Raw genomic sequence first — 12,948 nt, forward strand, 5'->3', positions numbered from 1 at the left:
GGCTAATAAATCTATCCTGGCATGTGAAATTAATTATCATTCCGTATGTTGAAAGTTTTTGAAGGTATTTGGGGATGCATTTGAATCGATTTTGGGCTTTGATCTTGTTGGCAGTATTTGCCTGTGGCGCTGCTATGAATGGCCTAGCATTTGCCGCAAACAAAGATAAAGAAAAGCAAACCAAGACTACTAAAGTAGTAGTCAAAACCGCCAAGGCCCCTAAAAAGCAAAAATCTGTTCGTGTTGCAGTAACCCGGTCATCCGAGCCTGCGGCTCCAGCCCATCCATCATTTGCAACCGCTCTTGGTTTGAGGGGGCAGCACGATGACTTAAGTCTTAAGTCCAGCGTAGCAATGGTTGTGAATCAAGATACCAAGGAAGTGTATTTTGAAAAAAATTCCTCTGTGAGCTTGCCAATTGCATCCATCACAAAATTGATGACTGCTATGGTTGTTTTGGATTCCAAGCTACCTTTGGATGAAACTATCGTCATTAATGCGGACGATGTGCGTATCTACGCTAAATCTCGCCTCGCTGGCGGCACAGTCATGACGCGAGAAGAGGCTTTATTGCTTTCCTTAATGTCTTCTGAGAACCGTGCTGCATATACCTTAGGCAGAAACTATCCGGGCGGTATTAATGCATTTGTTGATGCGATGAATCGCAAAGCTAGAGAGTTGGGCATGGACCATTCTCGTTTTGCTGATCCTACGGGCTTGATGAGCGAGAACGTTGCTTCTGCTGAAGATCTCACCCGCATGCTTAATGCTGCCTATCAGTACAAAATGATTCGGGAATTTTCAACCTGGCCAGATTTAACGATGGTCATTGCTAATCGGCCACAGAAGTTCTTAAATACCAATCGCTTAGTACGTTCAGGTGATATGAATATCGGCTTGCAAAAGACAGGCTTTATTAATGCAGCGGGTAAGTGCCTGGTAATGCAAGCACGAGTTAATAACACGCCTTTATTATTGGTCTTCTTAGATTCGGTTGGTACGCAATCTCGTTTTGCCGATGCAGTTCGTGTTCGTGATTGGTATGAGCGGATGCCGTCCGGAGCGCAACCTATTCGTCGCTTGATGTAATGGCTGGAGCTAGGCTGTCGTGCCTGGCTCAGTAGACTTAGGTTTGTAGCCCATTCCTTTAGAGATCTGCAGAGCTGTATCTTGTAAGGCTTTAAGCCAATCTGCTTGCATTCGATCTGTTGGCGAGCTCAGCGATAAACCAGCTACTAATTTGCCGGTGTCATCCAAAATAGCAGCAGCTAAACAGCTCACTCCAAGCTCCAATTCTTCATCATCGCGCGCATTACCTTCTTTGCGAACTTGATTAAGAGCAGTCTCTAATTTAGCTAAGTCAGTAATACTATTGCGAGTGTGCCCAGACAGTCCTGTACGTGTGACATAGGCGCGTACTTGGCTTGGATCGTCGCTGGATAAAAATAACTTTCCAACTGAAGTTAGGTGTAGTGGGGCGCGACCACCAATAGCGCGAACGACTTGCATGCCAGAGCGCTCGCTATAGGCGCGATCAATATAAACAATCTCATCACCCTGTCGGACTGATAGGTTCACGGTCTCGCCAGTGAGTTTATGTAGGGTGCGCATTGGCACTTGTGCAGCTTCACGAACTGAGAGTCGTGCTTTGACTAAATTACCAAGCTCTAAGAGTTTGAGGCCAAGGCGGTAAGTGCCACCATCGCCACGCTCGACTAAGCGGCAGGCAACCATGTCATTCAGAATGCGGTGAGCGGTAGAGGGGTGAAGGCTGGTTTGTTCGGCTAAATTCTTGAGGCTGCTAGATTCTTCTTGCTCCGCTAGGGCATCGAGTAGATTCATCATGCGCTCAACTACCTGGATGGCTGTTTTGCCAACTTCCCCGGTACTTTTAGCGGTTTTGACAGGTTTATTCGTGCTCATGGGCTCTATTGTAGCGATTCCAGATGCTATTGCATATTATGAAATGCTATTTTACAGGCCTCTGAGTGGAAAAAACTCAGTATTTCGGGGTGATATTAGGGTTGTCGAAGGGCTTTAGCGCACTCATGAACAAGGTCTGGGCCACGATAAATCAACCCGCTATACAGCTGCACAAGGCTGGCGCCAGCTATGATTTTTTCTCTGGCATCGGCCCCTGACAGAATGCCGCCAACCCCGATGATGGGCAAATTGTTACCTAATCTTGCCTTCAGTGTTTTGATCACTTGAGTGGATACGGCGCGCACTGGAGCACCGGATAATCCACCAGCTTCTTCACCATGCTGCATACCTTGAACGGCATCACGGGCAATCGTAGTATTCGTGGCAATGATCGCATCGATACCAAATTCCATCAGTAGATCTGCAATCAAATGAATATCAGCAGTATTTAAGTCAGGCGCAATTTTTAAGAAGAGCGGTTTGCGAATACCATAGCGATCGCTTAAGCGTTTTCTCGCTTCATCTAGGCCGCCTAATAATGCGCGCAACATATCTTCACCCTGTAGCGCTCGCAGATTCTGGGTGTTAGGAGAGGATATATTGACTGTGATGTAAGAGGCGACTTCATAAACGGCCTCCATTGCCAAAATGTAATCGCTGGCTGCATCTTCAATGGGGGTGCTGGCATTCTTGCCAATATTCATTCCCAAGACGCCCCCTTGCTGCCAGAAGTGGGAGCGACGAACTCGAGCAACGCAAGCATCAACGCCATCATTGTTAAAACCCATGCGGTTAATGATGGCCTGGGCTTCAGTCAGTCTAAACATGCGAGGCTTTGGATTGCCGGGTTGTGGACGGGGGGTCACGGTACCGATTTCTAAAAAACCAAATCCGAGTGCGGCAAGCGCATCAATATGCTTACCGTCTTTATCGAGTCCGGCTGCTAAGCCTACGCGGTTCGGAAAAGCAATACCACAAAGCGTATGAGGATCTGAAATTGGTTTGGCAACTAAACGTTCCAGCAAACCCCACCGTTGCGCACGATCTAAATTACTCAGTGTGAGGTTGTGGGCTTGCTCGGGATCTAAACAAAAGAGCCAAGGGCGTAATAAAGAGTAGCGATCGATCATGGATAGATATTATGAACCAGCTAACCCAGTCAAAGGCTGCCAGTGATCATCAATCAAACCTTCCATCGGTTGATACTTGGCTTTATAGGACATTTTTTCACTCTCTTTAATGTAGTAGCCAAGATAGAGGTAAGGCAGACTGAGTGTTTTTGCCTGCTCAATTTGCCAAAGAATGCTAAAGCTACCGTAGCTAGAGGCATGTACTGAGGTGTCGAAGAAGGTATACACCGAAGAAATGCCCTGATCTAGGATGTCGATCATGCTGACCATGCGCAGGCGTCCAGGGTGGGGATCATGAGGCCCATCCCGAAATTCCACAATGCGTGAGTTCACACGGCTCTGTAGCAAGAACTGCATGTATTGATCTTGATCATCGCTATCCATATCCCCGCCAGCATGTCTTTCGTTCTGGTAGCGTTGATATAGCTGGTAATGCTCATCTTGATAACCCAAGTTGAGTACAGACACTTCAAGACCAATATGTTTTTTCCAGGCGCGACGTTGGCTGCGAGAAGGGGTAAATTGGTTTACTAAGATGCGAGTGGCGATACACGCTCTGCATTCATCGCAGTAAGGGCGATAGGTATACAGGCCGCTACGACGAAAGCCCGCATTTAGAAGCTCGCTGTAAATATCTGCATGAATTAAATGGGATGGGGTGGCAACCTGGGAGCGCGCCATTCGATTTGGCAAATAAGAACAGGGGTAGGGTGCTGTGGCATAAAACTGCAATGCGGTGAGCGGAAGTTCTTTGAGCCTTGTCATAGCCAGTGGGTCAAAATTGTTTTGTCAAAAGTCCAAGATGTCTCAATCTTAGTTTCATTTAAGGATATTTGCAGTTGTTCTAGAAACTCACCCCTAGAAATGGGGGTGGCGCCCAAAGAATGCAGGTGAGCAGTCTCTTGTTGGCAATCAATCATCACAACCCCATTCTGAAGGCACCAGGTATTCAAAGCTGCCAAGGCAATCTTAGAGGCTCCCGGTTTACGACTGAACATGGATTCTCCAAAAACCATACTACCAAACGATACGCAGTACAAACCGCCAATCATCTGGCCTTGTTCGATGATGGCTATGCTATGGGCATTTCCTTGCTCATGTAATGCGGTGTACGCATCCATGATTTCATGGGTAATCCAAGTGCCATCTTGATCTTTGCGAGTGCTAGTAGCGCAGGCACGAATCACTGCGCCAAAATCTTGGTCAACCATAATTTCTGAGTTCATATCTTGGCAAAAATGGCGAATGCTTTTTTTCAGAGAATCGCTACATTTAAATTCTGTAGGCTTCAAAACCATCCGAGGGTCTGGCGACCACCACAAGACTGGTTGATTATCTGAGTACCAGGGAAAAATACCGAGTTGATATGCCTGAGAAAGTTGTCCAGGATAAATGCGTTCGCTTACTGCAATCAGGCCTGGAACACTAGGATCCGGATCTGGATGAATCAGTGGGTTTGGAAAGGAGTCATTCGGACCTAGCCAAGCAATTTGACTCATACCTTGATCCATAAGTCAGTCACTAGATTCTTTCAGATGGCAGAACGTCGCGGCTACGAACATGAAATTCTTTGCCTGATTCTAAAAGGCCGGCAGTACGGTCAGCAAAGTACCATTCGAGCGTTTGCTTCACCGTTGGGAAAGCAAGCTCTGCCCAAGGAATCTCATGCTCATAGAAGAGTGCAACCTCAAGACTTTCTTCGCCTGCAGAAAATTCAGGGGAGTGCATTTTTGCTAAATAGAACAAATGAACTTGTTCTGCATGAGGAACGTTTAAGAGTGAATAAAGCGGACCTATTTCAACTTGCGCACCTGCCTCTTCAAGAGTTTCCCTGGCAGCACCGTGACTGGTGCTTTCGCCAAGCTCCATAAAACCTGCTGGTAGGGTCCAGTAACCATGACGCGGTTCAATGGCGCGGCGGCATAGTAAGACTTGTTCACGATAAATAGGAATACTGCCGACTACATTGCGTGGGTTCTGATAGTGAATGCTGCCACACGCTTCACAAACATGACGCTCACGAGAATCATCTGCCGGAATCTTGATTGTCAGTAGTGAGGCGCAGTTAGGGCAATACTTCATGAACACTTTCTAAAAATGGGCTTTGATAGCACCACGTAGGGCATTGCTAAGCATAATCTCATCTGCCGTTGAAACATCATTAATAGTCAGGTTAGCTTCGCGGGCATTGAATTTTGAATCGGTCAACAGGCTTTCCCGCATTACGCCAGGCAATAGGCCTGCTGAAACTGGTGGAGTAAGCCATTCAGAGCTACCTCGAGATTTAACAAAAATGCTAGTTCTTCCGCCCTCGGTCACAAAGCCTTGTTCATTCGTAAATAGAGCATCAAAACCACCCAATTCAACAGCAGTCTGCCAGGCGAGATCATAAAGACTGCGATGAGTCACTTTGTGTTGCAGTAGCGCATCCCCAGAAAACATTTCTACATTGCCGGGAATAATATCTTTAGCCCAGAAAATTTTGACAGGCTCACTTAAGGGATCGAGCACTCCAGTAGTGGCAGACAACTCACCATGTGGCGCAAGATCAAGTCTCAATCTAAAAGAAGTCTCTGGACCGAGTGATGAACAAGTATTTTCAACGACGAACTTTGCATCAGATCGATTAAAAGGAATTCTCAGCGCCAAGGCAGATGCTTGCATACGATCTAAGTGCGCCACAAGCCTTTGGGGCTTTCCTTCAGCAATAGCAATCGTTTCGAATAAGCCAGTAGAGGAGGGTAATTTCATCAAGAAATCAGATTTGATGCGACATTCTTGCCATTCTTGCTTTGCATCTGAATCATGAGTAATACCGGCACCGATCCCCAAAGTAAAAGTGGAGCTATGTGACGATGCATCTTCTGTAATCTCAACGGTGCGGATAGGAACGCTAAAGGCAAAGTCTCCGCTGGGATCAAGCCAGCCTAAGGCTCCGCAGTAATAGCCACGATCTTCTGGCTCTAGCTCTTGAATAATCTCCATACTGCGTTTTTTAGGTGCACCCGTTACAGAGCCGCAAGGAAATACCGCATTCAAAATATCAAAGAGGGAAGTATTCGGTTTAGCTTGTCCCTGGACGGTAGATGTCATTTGCAATACATCACCGTGCCTAGCCACTTCAAATAAATTAGGCACGATCACTGTGCCAGGTAAAGAGACACGGCTAAGATCATTGCGCAAGAGATCCACAATCATGACGTTCTCAGCTTGATTCTTGGGATCTGCAGACAAAGCGCTGGCGACCTCAGACAAGGCGCTGGCCGTGCCTTTCATGGGCATGGCTTTTAGAGTATCACCTTCGCGAGCAATGAAGAGTTCTGGAGATTGCGATAGCAGGTAATTGTCCGCATGTGAGATGTATGCACCAAATCTACCAGGCTGGCGCTCACGCAAGCGGCCATACAGTGCTAGTGGTGATCCATATGTCTTCCCAGAAATCCGATAGGTATGGTTTATTTGATAGCTATCACCACTACGAATATATTCCTGGATATTGGCTATATCAGAGGCAAACTGCTTTTCATTTAACGACTCACGCACATCGAGAACACCCGCAGACTTCTGACCATCTTCAAGCATTGCAATTCGATGGGCAATCAAAGCATCTACTTCTATCTTGGATAGCTTGTCAAAACTGTTAAATGCCCAAGCTTCAATGAGGGGGTGGGGGCTTGATCCAGGCGCTCTTTGCGGGAGTTGATGAATTGGCCTACCAAACTCATAGGCAAATGCGGCCACAACAAATTCGCCTCTAGCTAGAGAATCAGTAATCTGGGCTAAACAAGTTTGGGCTGCATCTAGATCAAGAGCATTGTTGCCGCTAGGAAGAATGCGCCAGTACTGTAGCGGATTTTCATAATGACGACTGGATGGCTGAGCCGCTGTACTTTGCGCATCGTCGAGCAAAATCATCGCGGCTAGCCTAATGTCTTTTTATTTATTTCAGAATGGTGGCTGATTCAATGGTCACGGTCTTGGAGGGAACATCAGCCATCCTGCCCATGCGAGGCGCCGGTGCAACCATGGTGGGCACTTTACGTATTGCATCGATGGTTTGCGTTCCAGAAATGACCTTGCCAAATACGGTGTAACCATTGCCCATTGCATTGGGGTAATCCAAAGCAGGGTTGTCCTTGACGTTAATGAAGAACTGAGCAGTAGCTGAATCTGGATCAGAAGTGCGGGCCATAGCGATGGTGTACAGATTATTCTTTAGGCCATTAGTTGCCTCAGATACTACTGGTGCATCTGTTGGCTTTTGAACCAAATCAGGAGTAAAGCCACCACCTTGAATCATGAAGCCATCAATCACACGATGAAAGATCGTGCCATTGTAAAAACCGCTTTTGACATAATTTAAAAAGTTAGCAGTGGTCTTGGGAGCTTTAGCATCATCAAGTTCCACTACAAAATTTCCCATAGTCGTTTTAAATTCAACTTTAGGACCTGCAATGGCGGCTTGGCTGGTAAAAAATGCAGTAACCAGAATGAGGCTGGTAAAAAGCTTACGCATAAAGACTCCTTGAATGAATGGATACAACAGATTGTATTGTGCAACCGGATTAGGTGAGTCCGTTAGGAACATTGCCAGCATAGGAATAGGATGCTTCCTCAAACATACCTGGGCGGGCAAGGTAATCCAGCGCCCAATCAATGGTATCAACACCCCAAAAGCAATGTTGATTCAGTATTAGGGCTGGTACGCCAAAAGCGCCATCTGCTTTTGCTTGATTGGTATTTGCAATGAGTTCTGCCTTTACTTCAGGACTCTCTGGTTTTGCAGTCTCCGCTGGCAATCCTAAGTAAGAACAAAACTCCGACCAAGAAAGATTGGGATCTTTGCCTTCCACCCATACATAATCAAAAGCGCGCTCAACTATTGTCCAATTGGCTTTTTCTTGAACAAGCAGACGTTGGGCTGCCACGGTCATAAAAGGGTGGTGTTCAGGAAAACGAAATGGGATACCTAATTTTTCCGCTTGCCATACGCAGAACTGATAAGTATGAGGGCGCTTTGCTGCCACTTCACCAGGGCCTTTATTGTCAGTGGCTCTGAAGAGTCCGCCTAAAAGGATAGGTACTGGTGTGATATCTAGCTGATGTTCTAAACGTTGCCTTTGCTTGATATACAAATAGGCAAAAGGCGAAATAATGTCGTAGTAGAGGGTAGCGGGAGTTTTCGCGCTCATCAGCTGATTCCTATTTCTTGTTGTGCTCAGCATCGAGTTTGCGTAAGAAAGCCATTTTTTCTTTAATTTGCGTCTCCAGACCACGGTCAACTGGCTCATACCAGTGGGGTTCTGACATTCCTTCGGGCAAATACGATTCACCAGCGGCATAGCCATGCGGCTCATCATGTGCATAGCGATATTCTTTGCCATGCCCAAGCTCTTTCATGAGCTTGGTGGGAGCATTACGCAGATGATTTGGGACAGGCTTAGACTGATCTTGTGCAACATAGGCGCGTGCAGCATTAAAGGCGTTGTAACTAGCATTACTTTTGGAGGCTACTGCCAGATATACCACCGCTTGACCTAAAGCCAGCTCACCTTCGGGTGAGCCTAATCTTTCAAATGTTTGGGCAGCATCATTTGCCAATTGCATTGCCCGAGGATCAGCTAAGCCAATATCTTCCCAGGCCATACGGATAATGCGACGCGCTAAGTAACGTGGATCGGCTCCCCCATCGAGCATGCGGCAAAACCAGTAGAGGGCTGCGTCAGGATTGGATCCTCGTACAGATTTATGCAAGGCAGAAATTTGGTCATAAAACTGATCGCCACCTTTGTCAAAGCGACGTGCTTGCACGGTAAGCGCATTTTCAATAAAGGTCTGGTCAACTGTATCGATATGTGAGCCGGGTGTTAATACTGAATTACGAATCTGTTCTACAAGATTTAACAATCTACGCGCGTCGCCATCAGCATTGGAGACAAGGGCATCAATTGCGCTATCGTCAAACTTGATGTCTGGCATAGCATGGTGATGCGCGCGAATAAATAGCTGTCTCAGCTCATCCGCATTTAAGGACTTGAGCACATAGACTTGCGCACGAGATAACAGGGCTGAGTTCACCTCGAAAGAAGGGTTCTCTGTAGTCGCGCCAATAAAGGTGAATAAACCCGACTCTACGTGAGGCAAGAGAGCATCTTGCTGACTCTTATTGAAGCGATGAATCTCATCTACAAACAAAATGGTTTGCTTGCCGTATTGCGCCATGTTTTGTTGGGCTTGCTCAATGGCTTCGCGTATCTCTTTGACCCCAGCTAATACTGCAGAGATAGCAATGAATTCTCGATCAAAAGCTTTTGCAGAGAGACGAGCTAGAGTGGTTTTGCCAACACCGGGAGGCCCCCACAAAATCATGGAGTGCGGCTTACCTGAAGCAAAAGCCAGATTGAGTGGCCTACCTGCAGCTAATAAATGGGTTTGTCCAATAACTTCTTCAATGGTTTTCGGGCGCAAGGCTTCCGCTAGTGGTGGCGGAGGAGTGCTATCAAAAAGACCGCTCATTGAATAATCATGCTTGGATAAATAGAATGACGATCGCTGCCCAGGTCAAGCAAGCAGCAGCAATATAAGTCAAACGATTGCGGATCACCATGAAAGCGCTACGTGCCGCATCATCAGAAAAATAATATTGATAGGTGTTCTGATCAATATTGCGCTGAATAATTAAAGTTGAAGCCAGAATCAATAAGCCAACCGGAATATAAATATGCAGTGCTACCCAGGCAACTAAAGCGGGTATAACGCCCCAGATCCATGCATTGCGATCAATCCAGCGATCACCCATAGGTGCTTTACCCAAGGTGTGTAAGTTGGCACCCCAATGTAAAGCACCCATGAATGAAGTAATAACCGCCCCATAGCCTGCAAGAGATTCCGCACTTAAATAATTAAGGGGTGTTGGTGCTAGCTGCACCATTAAAGCAAGACCGACAAACGGAATGAGACCGGCATAGGCCAGCTTTGTTACTAGAGGTGGAATAGGGTTCACAAGTACTTAATGTTTAGTTGGGATGAATGAGATTGGAAAATTATTTATCGTAGATGTAAACGCCGCGACCAGTTTTGCGACCGAGATAACCCGCTGCCACCATTTCACGAAGCAATGGGCAAGGACGGTATTTGGAGTCACTAAAGTTTTCAAAATAGACTTCCATGACTGCTAAGCAAGTATCTAAACCAATGAGATCTGCTAAAGCTAAAGGACCAATTGGTTGGTTGCAGCCTAACTTCATGCCTGCGTCAATGTCTTCGGGGCTAGCAAGACCTTCGGACAAGACAAAGAATGCTTCGTTAATCATCGGCAACAAGATGCGGTTTACAACAAAGCCGGGTGAGTTTTTAACGGTGATGGGTTCTTTGCCAATACGTCTAGCCATTTCAATAATGGCCGCATGCGTTGCATCACTAGTCTGTAAGCCACGAATCACTTCCACCAAAGCCATGAGTGGTGGAGGGTTGAAGAAGTGCATCCCAATAAAGCGCGCTGGGTTTGAGTCAAGTGCAGCTAACTTGGTAATCGATAGAGAGGAGGTGTTGGTAGCAATGATGGTTTCTTTGTTAACAATCTCATCGACTTGCTTGAGAATCTTTTCTTTAATTGCCTGGTTCTCAGTAGCGGCTTCAATCACCAAACCTAAACCCTTAAAGTCAGCATAAGAGGTGCTGCCTTTAATGTGCTTGAGAGCCGCTTCTTTTTGATCAGCAGTTAGCGTTTCTTTCTTCACGAGACGATCTAAGCTTTTGCTGATCTGATCTAAGCCGCGTTGGACAGCAGCATCATTAATATCAACCATGACGACATCAAGACCGGCAACTGCGCAAACCTGCGCAATACCATTGCCCATTGTGCCCGCACCGATCACACCGACTGATTGAATCTTCATTTCATTTCCTCTTTTGATACTGAGTTGAACCAAATAACTGCTCTCTAGCCTTGTTATCAGTCAAAGGCTTGCGTAATGCTGTTAATACTTCGCAGCCACGCTTTACTGCTGGGCGCTCACCAACCATTTCAAACCAACGCTTGAAATGAGGGTAGTCATTTATCTCCATGCCTTGGTTTTTCCAATTCCGTGTCCAAGGATAAATCGCCATATCCGCGATGGTGTAAGTTTTGCCTGCGATATAAGGATTATCTTTCAGTTGCTGATCAAGAACACCATACAAACGCTTTGCTTCGTTGGTATAGCGATTGATGGCATAGTCAATTATCTCAGGGGCATATAGTCGAAAATGGTGGTTTTGCCCAAGCATAGGGCCCAGGCCACCCATTTGGAACATGAGCCATTGCAACACCTCATACTTCCCACGAGTTGTTTTTGGTAGAAACTTGCCAGTCTTGCTGGCTAGATAGAGCAAGATGGCTCCAGACTCAAATATGCTGATCGGTTTCCCATCTGGACCATGAGGGTCCACTAATGCGGGAATCTTATTGTTTGGACTAATCTTTAAAAAGCTCTTGGCAAACTGATCACCAGCACCGATATCAATGGGGTGAGCAATCCAATCGCGATTTAAGCGATAGCCACACTCCTCAAGCATGATATGTACCTTATGACCATTTGGCGTGGGCCAGCTATAAACATCAATTACATTTTTTGATTTGTTGCTTGTCATAGGAGTCTCTATAAAGATTGCAGGCGTTGTAGGGCGGTTGATAAGGTCTGCTCTTGTTTGGCAAAACAAAAGCGAACCACGCCAGATTCGGTAGGTTGATCATAAAAAGCAGAAACGGGAATAGCAGCCACACCCACCTTAGTGGTTAGCCATTTACAAAAATCAGCTTCGTTTAATTTGGCCTCTGGAATATTGAGCGCAGAGTAGTCGGCACACTGAAAGTAAGTTCCCGGAGTTGGCAGCAATTTAAATCGAGTCTTTGCTAAACCTGCTCGGAAAAAATCACGCTTCGCTTGATAGAAAGCAGGTAGGTTTAGGTAGTGCGATGCATCTGCCAAGTAAGAGGCAAGACCATACTGCATTGGTGTATTAACAGTGAAGACATTGAATTGGTGAACCTTACGGAATTCTTTTGTGAGTGCAGAAGGGGCTGCTACATAACCAACTTTCCAGCCTGTAACGTGATAGGTCTTGCCAAAACTGGAGATCAGAAAACTCCTTGCAGCCAACTCTGGATGGGAGGCAACGCTGTGATGCATGGCGTCGTCATAGACCATATGCTCATACACCTCATCACTCAAAACCAGCGTAGAGGTATTTTTCAGTAATTGCGCTAAGCGATCTAAATCGGTTTTTTGCCAGACCATCCCAGTGGGGTTGTGCGGAGAGTTGATGATGAGTAGTCGCGTTTTAGAATTGATGGCTTTTGCGAGGGCGTCCCAGGGAATTTCATAGGAAGCTACTTGACCATTTGCATCACGTTTTACTTGAAGTGATACAGCGATTGTTTTACCACCTGCTAACTCGATTGAGGGTCGATAACTATCGTAAGCAGGCTCAATGATGACGACTTCATCGCCAGGACTGACGCATGCAAGGATTGTTGTCAGAATGCCTTGAGTGCCACCACCAGTAATCGTAATTTCTGAATCAGGGTCGTAGTGATGGCCGTAAAGATTTTCAATCTTCTGGCAAATACCATTTCGCAGTTCTGCAACTCCAATCATTGGAGGATATTGATTGCGATCGGCAAGCATGGCTTCATTTACGCTGGTGATTAATTTACGGTCACATGGAAAGTCTGGAAAGCCTTGCCCTAAGTTAATTGCCTCATGTTCCGTTGCAAGCGCAGACATGACGGTAAAGACGGTCGTTCCCACGCTGGGCAGACGACTCGGAAATGAGGGGGTGAGGGCTGACGCGGTCATTTAGGGCAGAGAAATCTAGTAGTCGCTAGAATGGTAAAAATACATAAACAAATTGTG

Annotated in this window: 14 protein-coding genes; 1 reads left to right on the forward strand and 13 read right to left on the reverse strand. The window is 46.3% G+C overall.

Features of this window, described 5'->3' with window-relative positions; all coding sequences use genetic code 11:
- The first annotated feature begins 74 nt into the window (after positions 1–74).
- Entirely contained in the window at positions 75–1,088 is a 1,014-nt protein-coding gene (locus ICN13_RS03210) for a serine hydrolase (RefSeq protein WP_216138934.1), read from the forward strand.
- Positions 1,089–1,097: 9 nt separating this feature from the next.
- On the opposite strand, the gene ICN13_RS03215 is transcribed toward ICN13_RS03210, so the two are convergent.
- The 13 genes from ICN13_RS03215 to ICN13_RS03275 all read right to left on the reverse strand — a co-directional run bounded on the left by ICN13_RS03215 (position 1,098) and on the right by ICN13_RS03275 (position 12,891).
- Positions 1,098–1,922, reverse strand: a complete 825-nt coding sequence (locus ICN13_RS03215) for an IclR family transcriptional regulator (protein WP_216138935.1) — start codon at positions 1,920–1,922, stop codon at positions 1,098–1,100.
- A gap of 95 nt (positions 1,923–2,017) precedes the next feature.
- Positions 2,018–3,052 carry a quinone-dependent dihydroorotate dehydrogenase gene (locus ICN13_RS03220; RefSeq protein ID WP_216138936.1) on the reverse strand — a complete coding sequence of 345 codons (1,035 nt, stop codon included), beginning with the start codon at positions 3,050–3,052 and terminating at the stop codon, positions 2,018–2,020.
- A 9-nt stretch (positions 3,053–3,061) separates the two neighbouring features.
- Positions 3,062–3,817, reverse strand: coding sequence for an arginyltransferase (locus ICN13_RS03225; protein WP_216138937.1), 756 nt, complete (start codon positions 3,815–3,817; stop codon positions 3,062–3,064).
- Positions 3,814–4,551: a leucyl/phenylalanyl-tRNA--protein transferase gene (gene aat, locus ICN13_RS03230; RefSeq protein WP_216138938.1), complete on the reverse strand. Its 738-nt coding sequence runs from the start codon at positions 4,549–4,551 to the stop codon at positions 3,814–3,816. Before aat ends, ICN13_RS03225 begins: the two co-directional genes overlap by 4 nt.
- A 22-nt stretch (positions 4,552–4,573) precedes the next feature.
- On the reverse strand, positions 4,574–5,134 hold the full coding sequence (locus ICN13_RS03235) for an NUDIX hydrolase (RefSeq protein WP_216138939.1): 561 nt from the start codon (positions 5,132–5,134) through the stop codon (positions 4,574–4,576).
- Between the two features lie 9 nt (positions 5,135–5,143).
- Positions 5,144–6,967 carry a bifunctional chorismate-binding protein/class IV aminotransferase gene (locus ICN13_RS03240; RefSeq protein WP_216138940.1) on the reverse strand — a complete coding sequence of 608 codons (1,824 nt, stop codon included), beginning with the start codon at positions 6,965–6,967 and terminating at the stop codon, positions 5,144–5,146.
- A gap of 25 nt (positions 6,968–6,992) precedes the next feature.
- The gene (locus ICN13_RS03245; protein ID WP_216138941.1) at positions 6,993–7,568 is read right to left on the reverse strand and encodes a peptidylprolyl isomerase; all 576 of its coding nucleotides are present in this window, start codon (positions 7,566–7,568) and stop codon (positions 6,993–6,995) included.
- 49 nt (positions 7,569–7,617) lie between these two features.
- On the reverse strand, positions 7,618–8,244 hold the full coding sequence (locus tag ICN13_RS03250) for a 2-hydroxychromene-2-carboxylate isomerase (protein WP_216138942.1): 627 nt from the start codon (positions 8,242–8,244) through the stop codon (positions 7,618–7,620).
- A gap of 10 nt (positions 8,245–8,254) precedes the next feature.
- On the reverse strand, positions 8,255–9,568 hold the full coding sequence (locus ICN13_RS03255; RefSeq protein ID WP_216138943.1) for a replication-associated recombination protein A: 1,314 nt from the start codon (positions 9,566–9,568) through the stop codon (positions 8,255–8,257).
- 7 nt (positions 9,569–9,575) lie between these two features.
- Positions 9,576–10,055 (reverse strand): DUF3429 domain-containing protein, encoded by a 480-nt coding sequence (locus ICN13_RS03260; protein ID WP_370622940.1) that lies wholly within the window; start codon positions 10,053–10,055, stop codon positions 9,576–9,578.
- A 40-nt stretch (positions 10,056–10,095) separates the two neighbouring features.
- A complete protein-coding gene (locus ICN13_RS03265) occupies positions 10,096–10,950 on the reverse strand; it encodes a 3-hydroxybutyryl-CoA dehydrogenase (RefSeq protein WP_216138944.1) in 855 nt (284 codons plus the stop codon).
- 1 nt (position 10,951) lies between these two features.
- The gene (locus ICN13_RS03270; RefSeq protein WP_216138945.1) at positions 10,952–11,683 is read right to left on the reverse strand and encodes a glutathione binding-like protein; all 732 of its coding nucleotides are present in this window, start codon (positions 11,681–11,683) and stop codon (positions 10,952–10,954) included.
- 8 nt (positions 11,684–11,691) lie between these two features.
- Positions 11,692–12,891, reverse strand: a complete 1,200-nt coding sequence (locus tag ICN13_RS03275) for a pyridoxal phosphate-dependent aminotransferase (RefSeq protein ID WP_216138946.1) — start codon at positions 12,889–12,891, stop codon at positions 11,692–11,694.
- Between the last annotated feature and the right edge of the window lie 57 nt (positions 12,892–12,948).

Origin of the sequence: Polynucleobacter sp. MWH-Berg-3C6, assembly GCF_018881855.1 — a bacterium.
Taxonomy (GTDB): domain Bacteria; phylum Pseudomonadota; class Gammaproteobacteria; order Burkholderiales; family Burkholderiaceae; genus Polynucleobacter.